We start from the raw sequence: 16,080 nt of genomic DNA, 5'->3' as shown, positions 1-16,080 counted from the left end.
GCCATGGGAAAAGTAACAGGATTTCAAGAATACGATAGAGTTGCGCCCACCAGAGAAGAGGCTGCAACGCGTGTAAAACACTATGGGGAATTTTTAAACGAATTGCCCGCAAAAGAATTAAATAATCAGGCTGCGCGCTGTATGGATTGCGGCGTACCTTTTTGCCAATCGGGTTGCCCACTAGGTAACGTAATACCTGAATTTAACGATGCAGTTTATCAGGGCAAATGGGAGCAGGCTGCCAACATTTTATTAAGTACCAACAATTTCCCTGAGTTTACAGGCAGGATTTGTCCGGCGCCTTGCGAGTCGGCTTGCGTACTGGGTATTAACCGTCCGCCGGTTTCTATCGAGGAAATTGAAAAGCATATTATCGAAATTGCTTTTGAAAAAGGATTTATCAAAGCAAAGGCACCATTAATCAGAACCGGTAAAAAGGTTGCAGTTATTGGTTCAGGTCCGGCAGGATTAGCTGCTGCTGCTCAGTTAAATAAGGTTGGACATGAAGTTACCGTTTTCGAACGCGACGATGCACCAGGTGGTTTATTGAGATATGGTATTCCTGATTTTAAGCTTCAGAAAAATGTAATCGATCGCCGTATCGATTTAATGAAAGAAGAAGGCATCATCTTTAAATGTAACGCCAATGTAGGTGAGAACGTAGAGATTGGTACCTTATTGAGAGATTTTAGTGCCATTGTATTGGCTGGTGGTTCTACTATTCCACGCGATTTGCCAATTGATGGTCGTTCGGCTAAAGGTGTTCATTTTGCGATGGACTTCCTAAAACAACAAAATAAACGTGTGGCTAACCGCAAGGTTGAAACCGAAGATATTATGGCTACAGGTAAAAATGTAATCGTAATTGGTGGTGGTGATACAGGTTCAGATTGTATCGGAACCTCAAATCGTCATGGTGCTAAATCGGTAACGCAGTTCGAAATTATGCCAATGCCGCCACAAGCGCGTAGCGAAAATATGCCTTGGCCAACTTATCCGATGCTATTGAAAAACACTTCTTCGCACGAGGAAGGTGCACAAAGGGCATGGTCTGTAAATACCAAGAACTTTATTGCTGATGAAAACGGAAACCTTAAGGCATTAAAAGTGGTAGATGTAGAGTGGGAGATTGATGCAAATGGTCGTCCGGTTACTTTTAAGGAAGTTCCGGGATCGGAAAAAGAGTTGCCTTGCGAATTGGTACTTCTTGCAATGGGTTTCTTGTATCCACAAAAAGAGGGATTAATTGAAAAATTAGGTGTAGAGCTAGATAACCGAGGAAACGTAAAAGCTTCTGAACACACTTATCAAACCAATATTGCTAAGATTTTCGCAGCGGGCGATGTTCGCCGCGGACAATCGTTGGTAGTTTGGGCCATTTCAGAAGGTAGGGAAGCTGCCCGTAAAGTAGATGAATACTTAATGGGAACAACTAAACTGGCCTCGAGAGATGCAATTGCTTATGCTTAGTAGGTTTTAAAATTTATATTTTTAAGGTCGTGGTGCAAACCACGGCTTTTTTTGTTTAAAGATGGCTATGGATGGTGAGATTTATCCTATCGGTTAGTGTCCTCACCAATTGAAGCAGATGCTATAAAAAATATTTTAAGCTGCATCTATTTATTGACACGGAGTCTTATTCTATCGGTTGGTGTCCGCACCGACCGAAACAAATAATGGACAACGAGTGCTAAATAAAGAGGTCGGTGGGGACACCGACCTTTCGCTTGTAGAAAAAACTCTCCGTGTAGTTTGGGTATCCGTGGCTATATTCTAGTGCAATCATAACACAAATCTAAAACAACTTCAGCTGCTCATCCTTCGATTGTTTCTCTTTACCAAACACTGTTCTTCCACCGTATTTCCAGCTGTTTTTTCTTTCCTGCTCAATCACCTTCTCAAATTCCATGTTGGGCACAAAGTCTTTTTCTGCATTACCGGCAATACGATGCAGCGATTTTATGGCTTCTTGTTTGTCGGTATTGCCAATTTTAGCCTTCTCAACTGTCTGGCGTAAAAAGTCTATGGTTTCATCGTACACATTTACCGGAACTGGAAAAGGGTGACCATCTTTACCTCCATGTGCAAAAGAAAACCTGGCAGGATCGGTAAAACGTGATGGCGTTCCATGAATTACCTCACTCACCAGCGCCATAGATTGTAGTGTGCGGGGTCCTATGCCTTCGAGTAAGAGCAGCTCTTCAAAATCACTTGGTCTTTTCTCTTGTGTCAGCCACAAAATACTACCCAATCTTTTTAGGTTTATATCTTTTGCTTTCACCTCATGGTGCCTAGGTAATACCAGTTTTTGTATTTCGGCGATCATTCGGGTAGGTGTTTCGGTAGTCAGTCCCATTATGGCTTCTCGGGTAGGATTGGCTGCAGAGGCGGTTAAATTTAATATTTGGCCCTGGTTAATTCCACAAATCCCTGTATGCGGTTCTTCTACAAAGGATTTTAAGTTTTCAGAGTGCCAATGGTAGCGTCTGGCTGTGCCGCTGAAATTGCTCATCCCTTGTTGCACTACGGCCCAATCGCCATCACTGCTTAAAATAAAGTTATGGAGGTAAAGCTGAAAACCATCCTGAATAGCCGTATTATCAACTTTTGCACTAAGCTTGCTCGATCTCACGAGCATTTGTCCATCCAATCCGGTTTTTTCTGCAACGCGCAAAAGTTCGTTTGGAGTTTCACGGCTTAACTTCCCTTTACCACCACAAATGTAAATGCCCAGTTCTTTTGAAAGTGGATTAATGGCTTTTTTCAAGGCACCCATTACGGAAGTAGTAATACCCGATGAATGCCAGTCCATGCCCATTACTGCACCTAAACTCTGAAACCAAAACGGACTGCTTAATCGCCGTATTACTTCTGCTTTGCCATACTCAGCTAAAATAGCTTCAGTTATCGCAAGACCCAGTTTGGCCATACGTTGTGCCAACCAGGGTGGAACCTGGCCATAATGTAAAGGTAAATCTGCGCTTCCTGATCTTTTCAATACTAACAAATTTAGTAAAAATATTGCGCTATAGGGAAATAATTTCTGTTTATTGCCGCTGAGATTAGAATCAACAATATTTCCGTGCTAATCCGTGTCTCCATGGCTTACAATTGATCTTATGCTTTGGTTTTGGAATTTAAAAATACTTCCGTGTTGGTTAAACGATTGGCCTTATATTTTGTTATCTTCAACCGGAGGCATAAATTTAAAACAGCTGATGCGCAAATTTCTTCAACGTTTATTGAACAATTGGATTATTCGCATGTCTAATAAATACGGCTCACGGCCCAACCGCAGGCGTATACATGGCGCATTAAACAAACTATTTAGAACCATTGTTAAAACACCCGACAAGCGTGGACCCGTTTTAGAAATTACCGAAGCAGACCGGTTTATCATCTTTTCCGACCAGCATAAAGGTGCTCGCGATAACGCTGACGATTTTACCCTTGCGGAAATAAACTATCTTAAAGCACTTGAACATTATGCCATAAACGATTTCCATTATATCAATTTAGGCGATAGTGAAGAGCTTTGGAAAAACTTGATGGAATCAGTTATCAGGCACAATAAAAAGACTTTCGAGGCGGAAAAGGTTTTTATAAATAAGGGGATGTTTACCAAAATATTTGGTAATCACGATTTGTATTGGGACAACGACCCGCTTTCAGGTTTTAACTTAAACAGGATTTACGGCAAAAAAATACCCATTTATGAGGGGGCTATATTGCGCATGCCTATTGGCGCTCAATTATTGGATATTTTTCTTACACATGGTCATCAGGGCGATTTGCAAAGTGATGGAAACTGGTTTAGTAAATGGTTTGTAAGTACAGTATGGGCTCCGCTGCAGGCTTATCTTCAAATTAACCCCAATACACCGGCATACGATAACCAACTTAAAACTGCACACAATATTATGATGTATAGCTGGGTGGCTACACAAACCAATAAAGTATTAATTACGGGGCATACACACCAACCCGTTTTTGCTTCATTAACACATTTAGAAAGAATTTATCTTAAGTTACAGCAAGCCAAAAGAGATAATAGCCAGGAAGTTATTGCAACCTTAAACGCAGAGCTGGTTAAGCAAACCCGGGCAGGTGATAAGGCTCCGAGGTTTAGGAAATATAAACCCAATTACTTTAACAGTGGCTGTTGCTGTTTCAATGATGGCGATATTACCGGGATAGAAATTGAAAATGGTTTAATCCGCTTAATTAAATGGTCGTGCCATAGAACGGGCCAGCCACAAAGAATTGTGCTCGAAGAAATTAAGCTTGAACTTTTAGTAGAAACAGATTTACCTAATCGGTAGTTTCACATAAAAAGTTGCACCTAAACCTTTGCCATCACTTTCTGCCCATAATTTTCCTTTATGCATATCTATAAATGCACCTGCCGTAATTAAGCCAAGACCGTTGCTACTTTCTTTTTGCGTAGGTGCGGCACTCAATGGAGCAAATTTGATAAAAGTATTTTCCAGGTCTTCATTAGTTAAGCCTACACCTTTGTCATTAATGGCAATGGTAAGCTCAGTAGCAGTGCTTTGATGTGTTATTTTGATTTCTGTTCCCAATGGAGAAAACTTAATCGCATTATCAACCAGCTGGCTAAAAATTACAGTAAGTTTATTTACATCTCCAAATATTAAGAGGGGCTCATAAATATTGATCGAAATGGATTGGCCTTTGTTTTTTAGCTGCAGATCGAAGTTTAGTTTTACGGATTCCAGTACTTCTTTTAAATCAATCTGAGCTTTTTCTGGTTTATATCCGGTAGCAGCTTTTTTAGCCGGAATTAAAATTTCATTCAGGCTATCGACCATTTTTTTCGACTGCGAGTTGATTTTACCGGCAATTAATACAGCCTTATCATCAATAGCAGGTATTCTGCCCATCAACTCCGATTGCAGGGAAATGGTAGTCATTGGGTTTTTAAGGTCATGGATAAGCACGTGCAGGCGATCATCATAAGCCCTGAACGCATTACGCATTGCCATTCTCGATTCCAGTTTGTCCATCACCATTTCTGCCAGCAGGTTGAGCATTTTTGTTTGTATTTCGGTTGGCGCTATCGTTTCAACCGTAGAAACATAAATTACGCCCAGCAGATAACCTTCCGGAGTTAGGAGCGGAGCGGTTATGATGGAGCTGCCTCCTTCGGTTACAACATTAACATTATTGCAAAGTGGCAATTTAGGATTAACCAATGGATGACCAACTATCGATTTTTGGAAGAGCGATGCGTTCCCCTCAAAACAGATGCCTGCACCGGCTGCGTCAAATATACCAGCAGCTAAATGGGATATTCTGTCGAAAGTATATTCGGCTGTAGTATTCAGAATTTCGTAATGCATTAGTTTAGCTAAGCGCAGCGCTTCGTATTGGGACTTGTTATTTTCAACTACTTTTTCACTGTGCATGGCCTGATTGTTTTAAATGAAGAGATGTTGCGATAAAGGTAAAGATTATGATTAAACTGATAAATAATATAAACAATTAAGTAGTAAATTTAGTTAATATAAAGTTGCAGGTAAGGGAGGCCAATTGTTTAATTACCACCAAATAAATAAATAATGAGACTATATATTGAACGTAAGCCTGTTAAGGTTTATCCTGATACAAAAAGAGTTATTGCCCGTTTTTTTTTTAATGGAGAGGAACGTGCATTAGAAGTAATTAAAAAAGTATTGCTGTTTTCTGATGAAAAAGTATTTTCTCTGGTATCGCCAATACTGCAGGAATATTCTAAACGGCATAGAAACATAACCAAAGTTTTAACGCGACATTGTAAAAAACTAAAAAAGCAGTTTACCACACTCGGTACCTCGTTTGAGCATATTGACGAATATACACGCTTGCTGATTGGCGCTTACTTTACACACGAATATTCTATTGAATCGGCTGCTTTTTTTAATCCAAGCATAGTCGAAGATCCCGATCAAACCGATTTGGTTGAGGGAGAGAAAAGGGTAATCATCAGTTTTAGGGCTGTGGGCGAGGGGCATATATCTTCCATTGTTTTCCGCCGGGCTTTAATCGATAAAAATAATAATATTCAGGTTTTGCCTGTAGGCAATTATGTAGATGAGGCTGAAGTGGTAAAGAATGCCATTTATGCTAAAAAACTGTTTTTAAAAAAGGCTGCTTATGCACAGATCGATCCGTCTGTTTTGGAAGAAATTGAGGCTAAACTGGATGATAGATTTGAATATACCAGTTTAAGCAATCTCATCAAAGATTCTAAAAGCCTCAATAAAGAAAACCCTGCACGCTTAATCGAATATGATAAGATACTTTGGCTTTCAGATACTTACCATACCATCAGTTTTTCTAAAGATACCGATATTTCTGATCGTGTTATTTTTCCGATCTCGGAATTTGAACGCAAAGGCATTGAAGATGCCCGCTTTGTAAAATTTGTAAGAGACGACGGCAAGGTTTTATACTATGCCACTTATACTGCATTTGATGGTTCGCTGATTATACCCAAACTGGTGCAAACGGAGGATTTTTATGAATTCAAAGTTATTCCATTGTATGGTGATGGTGCGCAGAATAAAAACCTGGGATTGTTTCCACGAAAAATTAACGGAAAATTTGTGATGATGAGCCGCATTGATGGCTGGAATAATTACCTCATGTTTTCGGATAAGATTAACGTTTGGGAAAATCCGATTTTGTTAAAACAACCTCGTTATGACTGGGAGCTGGTTCAAATCGGTAATTGCGGCTCGCCAATTGAAACAGAAAAGGGTTGGATTGTAGTTACACACGGAGTGGGGCCTATGCGGCGGTATTGTATTGGTGCAAGTCTGCTCGATCTGGAAGATCCGAGGAAAGAAATCGGTCATTTAAAAGAGCCTTTAATTATACCTAATGGTGATGAGCGGGAAGGTTACGTACCCAATGTAGTCTATTCTTGTGGTTCCATTATCAGCAATGGCGAATTAATCATTCCTTACGGATTATCGGATTATAGTTCTTCGTTTGCTACTGTAAATTTAGAATTATTGCTGAACCGCTTACTTGAGAATAATTAGGTTTCTGGTAAGCCAATCCGTCCTGCTTCGAAACTTAAAAGAATTCGTTATTGCGAAGCAGGGCTATGTGAGCTGAAGTAATCTGTGTAGAACACTCGCAAATTAATTAGTACAATTAGACTAACTACACTTATCTGCTTCAACTAAAGGCGATAATAAAGTCTCATATTCGGCTTCTGCGGCTTTAAGTATAGCCAAATGTGAAATGAAATAAGCTAAAGTACTTTCTGCACCCTGATTTCTGTTTACGCTGTTAAACTGCAGGCCATCCGCACAACCGTTGGTTTCAAAATCATATAACGGAATGTGTAAACTGTTTTTACCCAGAAACCATTCGTAGCTGGTGTGCATTAAACTTAGATATTGATCGTTTTTAGTGATTTCGAAAGTTTTGGCATACAGCAACACCATAGCCATAGTTTCAATAGCCTGTTGATCGTAAACCGGATTTTTACCATGTTTTTTAAGCCATCCGGCATTTCCCACCGGGTTTAAGTATCCATTCTGAAAAGAAAATGTATTTAAAAATGCAATACTTTCCATTGCAGTTTTGTACGATGCTGCATGGCCGGTAACTTCATAGTGGTGCAACAATGCCAGGGGTAAAATGGCATTATCGTAAGTTAAAATATCCTCAAACCAGTGCCAGTCGCCATCTTTGTTTTGCTGGTAGGCAGTTATTAGTGCGTTGGCTAATTGGTTAATTTCATTGACTATCAGTTCATCGCCGGGATGTGCACATAGGTAGTAAGAAAGGCCAATTATGGTGTTGGCTTTTCCACGGATATATTTCAAATCTCTAAAATGTGGAACAGCATGCCAGAAAAGTTCTCTTCCAAATTCGCGGTAAGAATTGTTTGGGGCACTACATATTAAGTGACCTAGCGCCCAAATGGTGCGGCCGAAAGAATCTTCAGAGCCTACTTCATCGAGGTATTTTCTGTTAAAGCTTAAAAAGTTTCTGAAATTTCCATTTTCGGTTTGCATGTATTGGATAAAACTGAGGTAAACCGGCATAAATTTTAATGCATTAGGGTTCTTGTCATACTCGCAAGCCATTAGCGACATAATTAAGGCTCTTGCGTTATCATCAATGCAATAACCTTCTTTTAGGTTGGGTATTCCAAAACGTGCATGCTGAATAATTCCGGTATCATCTGTCAATAATGCAATATGGCTCAGGTTAAGTACGGGCATCCGTTCTACATCAATAATTGGAGGAATCGCTCTTTCGGGTTTCTTTTCCTCATTTAATGCTTCTCGTAAAGTTTTAAGATATACATTACCAATAGCAGGCCACCGTAAATTTAAGCCATAAGCATAAGCATTTTGTTTAAGTTGCTGGTAGGTATCATTATCGCTTAGCAATTCATTTACAATAGAGGACAGATGTGCGTCATCTTTAAAATCAAATAATCTGCCCCGGTTGTCGGCCAATAGCTCCTGAGCATGCCAATATGGGGTAGAAACTACGGCTGCACCGGCACCAACGGCGTAAGATAGGGTGCCACTGGTAATTTGTGCTTCATTTAAGTAAGGAGTAATGTAGATGCTACAGGCTGTTAAATACTGATGTAACTCATTTTCTGATACAAATTTGTTTACAAAAGTAATATTGTTTTCTACGCCTAAATTTTTTGCCAATGCTTTTAAACTGTTGCGGTACTCTTCGCCATTATGTTTTACTACACCAGGATGCGTATTCCCTAAAATAACATATAAAACCTCCGGGTGCTGTTCTACAATTTTAGGCAAGGCTTTAATTACAGTTTCTAGGCCTTTATTGCGGCTAATTAAACCAAAAGTAAACAATACTTTACGGTCTCTAAACAGGCTGTTTTCCGCAATTTCATTATTTGTAGCTGGCTCTAAATCGGGTACACCATGTTCTATTAAGCGGATGGCTGCCTTAGGAATCTGGTAAATGCTGGTTAAAAACATCACCGCTTTTTTGCTCATCACCACAATTTTGGCCGATTTACGCGCAAGCTCCTTGAGGATAGTAAGCTGCATAAAATTAGGATCCTTTAAAACCGTATGCAAAATGATGATAAAAGGTTTATTTAATCTGTTTACCAGAGATAATAAAAACACACCACTGTTACCACCATATATTCCAAATTCGTGCTCTATAATGCAGGTATCAACTTCACTATTATTTATAAAATCGGCTGCCTCAATATAATCGTGCTGGTTTTGCTGCCTGATTACAAATTTAACTTCCTTTCCGTAAACATGTTCAACGATATTATCTGATTCGTTAAGTGCAACAATAAAGCTTTTTACCGGATCATAATCACCATTTAAACTTAAAGCAGTAACTAAGTTGTGGTTAAATGTTGCCAAACCGCACTCGCGCGGCAGGGATGTAGAAATATAAGCGATTTTCATAGGTAGGTCAGCTAAATTCGTATTTAAACAACATTGCTAAGTCTAAATAGTTTGCGGTTTTGGTAAATGCAACTCAATAAACCCAAAACAAGCTGAAGTATAAAGGTAATAATGGAGCGGTTTATCACTTCGCTCCATTATTTAAGATTTATTTAAAAGCGGCTTTCAGTTGCTCTGCTGCGTAAGCCTGTGCTGCTTTAGCTTCCGGAACAACAATGGCCATCCCGAAGAATTCGTGCGTTACACCATCGTAATTTTTACTCGACACCTTAACACCGGCGGCTTTAAGCTTATCGGCCAACATTACTCCATCATCGTGTAGCGGGTCTATTTCGGCGGTAATAATGGTTGTTGGCGGCAAGCCTTTCAAGTTGGCATTTACCAGCGAAATTTTAGGATCCTCGGCTTCAATCATGGTGTTTAAATATTTTTCTGTAAACCAACCCATCATGGCTTTATTCAAAGGTTTGGCCTTTTCGTATGTTTTGTATGATGTAGTATTCATATTGGCTTGTGCAATGGGATAAACCAAAAGCTGATGTACCGGAATCATAATCTGTTTATCGCGCGCCATAACCGAAACATTGGCTGCCAAATTTCCTCCCGCACTTTCGCCTGCTACTGCAATTTTGCCAGGATCGGCCTTTAAATCGAATGCATTTTTAACCGCCCACTCGTAGGCAGCAAAAGCATCGTTATGGGCTGTTGGAAATTTATTTTCAGGCGCCAAACGGTAAGCTACCGAAATTACAACCGCGCCAACCTGTTCTGCCAAAGCCTGAGCCGAAGCATTATACACATCGAGGTTTGCAATTACAAAACCACCTCCATGGTAATAAACGATAAGTGGGTAAGGGCCATTACCTGTTTTTGGAGTGTAAATACGCAGATGTATCTTACCCCCACTAACAGCTATATCTTTACCGGTAGTATCTACTTTTGGTGTAGGCAGGCTAATGCGGTTTTGTTCAACCAGATCCATAACAGCATCAGTAGGTGTGTGGTTTTTGTGGGCATCGGTAGCGCTTAATGTTTCAAGGGGTTTATCGCCATAACTGGCTAATTTTTCGATAACCGTTTGCATTTCAGGTTTAATGGTTTTACCCCATTCGGGTGGTGGACCAACAGGTTTTAAACTGGTAACAGCAGTAGAATCGGTTAAGGTAGTATCGTTCGTGCTACTCGTTTTGGTATTGCTGCTACATGCCCAAAGCAACATTATACCCGCAAGTAAAAATGCTGTGTTTTTTAAATGTTTGATTTTCATGAGTTTAATTTTATTTCTGTTGCTTCTATAACAGTGTGAATCAGTTAAGAGTTTTTACCGCCTTACAACTTGGTAGAATCTGATCAAAATCCAAACATCTTTATCTTTTATGGTGTTCTAACTATAAAAAAAAATATGTTAGCAGAAATTACGGGCTTACCCGATCAGGTTTTTGGGGTAAGGGCCACAGGCGAAGTAACCAGCGAAGATATTAAACATGTTCTGCAGCCAGGCCTTAAAAGAACAGCCGATAAGTTTAATGAAATCAGGTATTTACTTGTTTTAGATACCGATGTTAAAAATTTTACCGCAGGCGCCTGGGTACAGGATGCCATGGCAGGACTACAAAATTTTACCAAATGGAAAAAAATAGCTGTTGTAACTGCCGAAAAAGGGGTGGAGTGGTTTACCGATATTTTTACTGTAGCCACTCCCGGTTCTTCTAAAGGTTTTAAGCCCGATGAACTTGAAGCGGCCAAAGCCTGGTTACTCAATAATGATTAATAAATACTACCTATGAAAAATTCAAAAACGCCGGCTGAAAGTAGCAAGGCTACAGCGCTGAAAAATGCAAAAGCAAAAGGAGCCGATGAAAAAGTAACATCGGCCAAGGATGCCAAAAAAGTAGAGGTAACCAAAGATGCTCCGGTAAAACATAAGAAACCGTAATTTTTTTGAACCAGTTTTATGACATTAGACACCGCTAACCTAAACAGCTTTTATAACAAAGCTTACGATTGGATTATAACCAAAGGCCCCTCAGTAATATTAGGTATTGTTTTACTCATTTTAGGATTATGGCTTATTAAGCTGCTTGGCAAATGGTTGCAAAATGGAATGCACCGTAAAGATGTAAACCCATCGTTGCGTCCTTTTCTTACCAGTTTAATATTGATTACACTGCGCATTTTACTGGTACTAACCATAATGCAGGTTATTGGTGTTCAGCTCACATTTTTAACCGTACTGATAGGAGGTATTGGCGTTGCAGCTGGTTTGGCTTTATCCGGAACCTTACAAAATTTTGCAAGCGGAGTACTTATTTTATTGCTTAAGCCGTTTGTGGTAGGCGATAATATCATTGCACAGGGGCAGGAGGGAACGGTTACATCTATCCAGATATTCTATACCATTGTTAAAACTTTCGATAACCGCACGGTAGTTATTCCGAATGGAAAATTATCAAACGAAGTTATTATCAACATTAGCAGAGAAGGCAGCAGACGGGTAGATATTGAGATGAAATTTAGTTACGGGATAGATTATGATCTGTTAGTCGGGATTTTTAATAAAACGGTAGATGAATTTAAGGCTTGCTTAAAAACACCCGAGCGGAGAATAGGGGTATCGGTTTTAGAAGAAAGTGGTTATAAAGTAATTTTCAATATTTGGGTAAAGGCACATGGTTTTACCGATACAAAATTATCTTTTCAGCGGGAATTGATGAAAAACCTAAAACTGGACGGAATAAAATTACCAGGAATGCCTGATTAACTTACTCTTTTTTTGAGTAAGGCGTAGATCTTATCCATCAAATCGTCAATGTTAAAAGGTTTGGCCATGAAATCATCTGCTTCAATACCATCGAGGATATAGTTAGTTGCATTATAACGTGCCGAAATCATTAAAACCGGGATGTGTTGTGTTGTATCGGTACCCTTAATTTCCTTCAAAAGTATCCTTCCATCGGTGTCTGGCAGCATAATATCCATAATAATCACATCTGGATTAAAATCGTGGACATGGCTGATGAAGTCTGCGCCCTTATTTAAACCGGCCACATTAAAAGCCTCGCTTTCTAAAATCAGGGTAATAACATCAAGGATTGCATGATTATCTTCGATAACCAAAATGTTTTTTTTTGCCAAAACGGGGATGTTTTTTTATTAGTTGGAACAAATATAGAATAAAAAACTATCCTTGAAACCGAATTTGTCGAATTCGTACAGCATGCTAAAAAATAAACTAATATTTGTTAATTCGTAAATTCAAATGCGTTTGTCTTATCTATAATATATGAATAAATTTTCTGTCGACTTAACCAATTGTGATAAAGAACCCATTCACATTCCTGGTAAAATTCAGTCGCACGGTTTTCTGATAGCCGTTGATAAAAAGGATCTTACCATAAGTTACATCAGCGAAAATGCAGGAGATTTTTTTAGTGAGCAGGCTAAAAACCTGTTAAATAAACCTCTTGCTGTGGTTAATACATTTATTAAACAACAAGATCCAGAGTTTAATATAGAAGATCTGCTTAAGCTGGGTATTATCCGCGATAATTTCGACGCCATTAGTCCGCACCCTGTTGAGCTGGACGGTGATCCCTTTTACCTGATCATTTCTTCATCCCAAAAAAACTGGTTGTTGGAGTTTGAACCGGTAACCCTGCAATACGATATACAAAGTTCAATTGGCCGTTCGGCATCATCCATGCTTCAGGGCAAGAGCGTTTCTGCTTTGCTAAGCGGTGCTGCACTCGAGGTTAAAAAACTGATCAATTACGACAGGATCATGATTTACAAGTTTTTAGACGATGGTCATGGTGAAGTAGTTGCAGAAGAAAAAGAACCTGATTTAGAGCCTTTTTTTGGCTTGCATTATCCTGCTTCCGATATACCAAAACAGGCTCGGGAGCTTTACAAACTGAACCTTACCCGTTTAATTGCCGATGTAAATAAGCTCGATGCACCCATTTTAACCTTTAAAGAAAATGAGCCGCTCGATTTAACCAACGGAGGATTAAGAGCCGTTTCGCCTATACATATCCAGTATTTAAAAAATATGGGCGTTCAATCGAGTTTTAGCATTTCACTTATTTCGCATGGCGAGCTATGGGGATTAATTGCATGTCACAATTACAGTCCGAAATTTATTGATTATAAGGCAAGGGAAGGTTCTAAACTGATTGGACAAATTCTCTCATCGGCCTTAGAATACCGCCAGGAAGAGGAAGAAGCAGAAGTAGTAGAGCAGTTTAAAGATACGGCTAACGTGCTTTCAGAGTATTTAACACGCGATAAGTATTTAATTGAAGCCATAACAGGGCATAGAAGAACGATTTTAGATGCTACAACGGCATCAGGCGTGGCCATTATTTTCGAAAATGAACTCAAAACCATTGGAGAAGTGCCGCTTGAGGTGGATATTCGGGAACTGGCCGAGTGGTTAAAGAAAACCACCGATGAGTCTATTTATTACACCCACCGCTTATCGGAAATACATTCGCCAGCAAAAAAATATAAAGAGATCGCATCGGGAATGCTTTCCTGTACCCTAAATAAAGAATTGGGCGAAATGATTATCTGGTTTAAGCCCGAACAGATCACCACTGTTAACTGGGCGGGTAATCCCGAGAAACCAGTAAGTCCTGATAGAAATGGTTTATTAAATCTGTCGCCCAGAAAATCTTTCGAAACCTGGTCGCAAGTGGTAAACAATACTTCCGAAAATTGGCGCGCCGAAGAAATTTCTTCTGTTCTACGCATTCGCGAGATCATTATTACCGATATCAATAAAAAAGCCAACGAGATTAGGCTGCTTAACGAGAAATTACAGGCTGCATACGAAGAGCTGGATACCTTTAGTTATACCATCTCGCACGATCTAAGAACACCTTTAACTTCGATTAAGACATATACCGAACTGTTGCTTAAAAACAAAAGTATCGACGATAATGGCAAAAAGATGCTCGACCGTATTTTGCATGGCGCCAATAAGATGAATTTCCTGATTAAGGAGATACTAAATTTAGCCAGAGTTGGCCGTTCGGATATAAATTTTGAAACAGTTGACATGCCTTTGTTGTTAAAGGAAATAGAAGCCGAAGTTTGGAATGCTTTTAAAGCAGATAAGACTGAATTGGTTTTTGGCCAGTTACCTAATTTAAAGGGTGATAGAACGATGATTGCTCAGGTGTTTACCAATTTGGTTGGGAACGCCGTAAAATACTCATCAACGGTCGATAAGCCCAGAATTGAGATCTCGGGTTATGTTGATGGCGAAGAAACGGTTTATGCCATTAAAGACAATGGTATTGGGATTGATAACAGATATTACGACAGGGTTTTTGAGCTTTTTAAGCGCATGGATAATGTTAAGGATATTGAAGGAACAGGGGTAGGATTAGCTATTGTAAAAAGAGTGGTAGAGCGGCATAACGGAAGAGTTTGGTTTGATAGTAAACTCAACGCAGGTTCTACCTTTTATGTGGCATTTAAAAACAGATAAAATGAAAACACCAGATATATTTTACGTAGAAGACGATATAGATTATGCATTCTTTATGCAGAGTGCAGTGCAGGAAGTTAAAGATACTTTAAACCTCACCATTGTGGAAGATGGGAGCGAGGCGCTGTTGAAGCTGCGAAATTTTGCTGAGAGTAAAATCAAACCCAAATTAATTTTACTTGATTTAAACCTGCCCGGTTTATCAGGACTCGATTTGTTGAAGTTTATCAGGGATATTCCTTATCTGAAATCAATTCCGGTAATTTTGTTTTCTACATCCGACAATCCAGAAGACGTAAAGGCTTCGATGGAGTTTGGAGCCAATGCCTATCTAACGAAACCTAATGGCTACGATAACCTGGTGAAATGTGTACACTCTGTGCACGATTTTTGGTTTAATCAACATCTCAGGTTAAATTAGCAACAATTATATTAAAAGATCCGGTTGTAAAGCCGGATCTTTTCTTCTTTTATTAATACTTAAATTTAAATACCCCTTATGATTGCCAGTTTATTGAGAAGCGAAACGGCCGCGAACCACACAGCGCTCGAATCTTTAATGTTCGTAAATGAAATAATGAATAACACTTTAAGTGTAGAACAATATAGAAAATTACTAACTGTTAATTACATCATCCACCAAAAGCTCGAAAACGAATTGAGCAATATGCTCGATGCAGATATTGCCGCTGAACTGGATATGAACAGCAGGTTAAAACTCGCTGCCTTAGAGAAAGATCTTAATTACTGGCAAATTGATAATTTAACGCTACCCGGTCTGGATTTCGAACTCTTTGTTCCGAAGAAAAATACAGGCGAAGTTTTGGGAGCTTTATATGTGTTTGAAGGGGCTACACTGGGTGGAAACGTAATTAAGCGCCATATTTTAGCCAATAAGCACTTTGAGGGGCACGAAGAAGGCTTAAATTACTACGGCGTTTATGGCGACGAATTGAGTGTAAAATGGAAAACCTTTGTTTCTGTGCTTAATGAAAGGGTTGTAGAGGCCGATTACGAAGCCTGTATAAATAGTGCCAATCTTACCTTTAATAACCTCATAAACCTGGCGAAACAACTCAACTAAGTTGCTGAATTTTAATCCTGAAAATCGAAAAAATACGTCTATAATAGTGCCAGGGCATT

The 16,080-nt window shown here is 39.4% G+C and carries 14 protein-coding genes; 9 read left to right on the top strand and 5 right to left on the bottom strand.

Going from position 1 to position 16,080, the window contains the following annotated elements:
• Positions 1 to 3 precede the first annotated feature (3 nt).
• Positions 4 to 1,470, top strand: a complete 1,467-nt coding sequence (locus G7074_RS23990; RefSeq protein WP_124560035.1) for a glutamate synthase subunit beta — start codon at positions 4 to 6, stop codon at positions 1,468 to 1,470.
• Between the two features lie 325 nt (positions 1,471 to 1,795).
• Here G7074_RS23990 and G7074_RS23985 read toward each other — a convergent pair whose 3' ends face one another.
• A complete protein-coding gene (locus G7074_RS23985) occupies positions 1,796 to 2,998 on the bottom strand; it encodes a DUF763 domain-containing protein (RefSeq protein WP_166211747.1) in 1,203 nt (400 codons plus the stop codon).
• A 220-nt stretch (positions 2,999 to 3,218) separates the two neighbouring features.
• Between G7074_RS23985 and G7074_RS23980 the strand changes: the two genes are divergently transcribed.
• The gene (locus G7074_RS23980) at positions 3,219 to 4,322 is read left to right on the top strand and encodes a metallophosphoesterase (protein ID WP_166211744.1); all 1,104 of its coding nucleotides are present in this window, start codon (positions 3,219 to 3,221) and stop codon (positions 4,320 to 4,322) included.
• Here G7074_RS23980 and G7074_RS23975 read toward each other — a convergent pair.
• Positions 4,308 to 5,429, bottom strand: coding sequence for a sensor histidine kinase KdpD (locus G7074_RS23975; protein ID WP_124560038.1), 1,122 nt, complete (start codon positions 5,427 to 5,429; stop codon positions 4,308 to 4,310). The genes G7074_RS23980 and G7074_RS23975 overlap by 15 nt on opposite strands.
• A gap of 153 nt (positions 5,430 to 5,582) precedes the next feature.
• On the opposite strand from G7074_RS23975, the gene G7074_RS23970 reads away from it, so the two are divergent.
• Positions 5,583 to 7,049: a glycoside hydrolase family 130 protein gene (locus tag G7074_RS23970; RefSeq protein WP_124560039.1), complete on the top strand. Its 1,467-nt coding sequence runs from the start codon at positions 5,583 to 5,585 to the stop codon at positions 7,047 to 7,049.
• A gap of 120 nt (positions 7,050 to 7,169) precedes the next feature.
• Here the strand turns inward: G7074_RS23970 and G7074_RS23965 are convergent, their stop codons facing one another.
• Positions 7,170 to 9,440, bottom strand: a complete 2,271-nt coding sequence (locus G7074_RS23965) for a glycosyltransferase family 4 protein (RefSeq protein WP_166211741.1) — start codon at positions 9,438 to 9,440, stop codon at positions 7,170 to 7,172.
• A 148-nt stretch (positions 9,441 to 9,588) separates the two neighbouring features.
• Positions 9,589 to 10,707 carry an alpha/beta hydrolase gene (locus G7074_RS23960; RefSeq protein ID WP_124560041.1) on the bottom strand — a complete coding sequence of 373 codons (1,119 nt, stop codon included), beginning with the start codon at positions 10,705 to 10,707 and terminating at the stop codon, positions 9,589 to 9,591.
• A 135-nt stretch (positions 10,708 to 10,842) separates the two neighbouring features.
• Between G7074_RS23960 and G7074_RS23955 the strand changes: the two genes are divergently transcribed.
• Genes G7074_RS23955 through G7074_RS23945 form a run of 3 tightly spaced genes read left to right on the top strand, consistent with a single transcriptional unit; the run spans position 10,843 to position 12,201 of the window.
• Positions 10,843 to 11,211: an STAS/SEC14 domain-containing protein gene (locus G7074_RS23955; RefSeq protein ID WP_124560042.1), complete on the top strand. Its 369-nt coding sequence runs from the start codon at positions 10,843 to 10,845 to the stop codon at positions 11,209 to 11,211.
• 12 nt (positions 11,212 to 11,223) lie between these two features.
• Positions 11,224 to 11,376, top strand: coding sequence for a hypothetical protein (locus G7074_RS23950; RefSeq protein ID WP_158674039.1), 153 nt, complete (start codon positions 11,224 to 11,226; stop codon positions 11,374 to 11,376).
• 18 nt (positions 11,377 to 11,394) lie between these two features.
• Positions 11,395 to 12,201 (top strand): mechanosensitive ion channel family protein, encoded by an 807-nt coding sequence (locus tag G7074_RS23945; RefSeq protein ID WP_166211738.1) that lies wholly within the window; start codon positions 11,395 to 11,397, stop codon positions 12,199 to 12,201.
• Here the strand turns inward: G7074_RS23945 and G7074_RS23940 are convergent.
• Positions 12,198 to 12,575: a response regulator transcription factor gene (locus G7074_RS23940; protein WP_166211735.1), complete on the bottom strand. Its 378-nt coding sequence runs from the start codon at positions 12,573 to 12,575 to the stop codon at positions 12,198 to 12,200. The genes G7074_RS23945 and G7074_RS23940 overlap by 4 nt on opposite strands.
• Before the next feature lie 148 nt (positions 12,576 to 12,723).
• On the opposite strand from G7074_RS23940, the gene G7074_RS23935 reads away from it, so the two are divergent.
• From G7074_RS23935 to G7074_RS23925, 3 genes are all read left to right on the top strand, one after another.
• Entirely contained in the window at positions 12,724 to 14,937 is a 2,214-nt protein-coding gene (locus G7074_RS23935) for an ATP-binding protein (protein WP_124560045.1), read from the top strand.
• Position 14,938: 1 nt separating this feature from the next.
• Entirely contained in the window at positions 14,939 to 15,358 is a 420-nt protein-coding gene (locus G7074_RS23930) for a response regulator (RefSeq protein WP_124560046.1), read from the top strand.
• A gap of 78 nt (positions 15,359 to 15,436) precedes the next feature.
• Positions 15,437 to 16,021, top strand: coding sequence for a biliverdin-producing heme oxygenase (locus G7074_RS23925; RefSeq protein WP_124560047.1), 585 nt, complete (start codon positions 15,437 to 15,439; stop codon positions 16,019 to 16,021).
• Positions 16,022 to 16,080: the final 59 nt, after the last annotated feature.

This window comes from Pedobacter sp. HDW13 (assembly GCF_011303555.1).
Lineage (GTDB): Bacteria > Bacteroidota > Bacteroidia > Sphingobacteriales > Sphingobacteriaceae > Pedobacter.
Note: the sequence above shows the minus strand (reverse complement) of the source record. Positions and strands in the feature narration are given on the sequence as shown.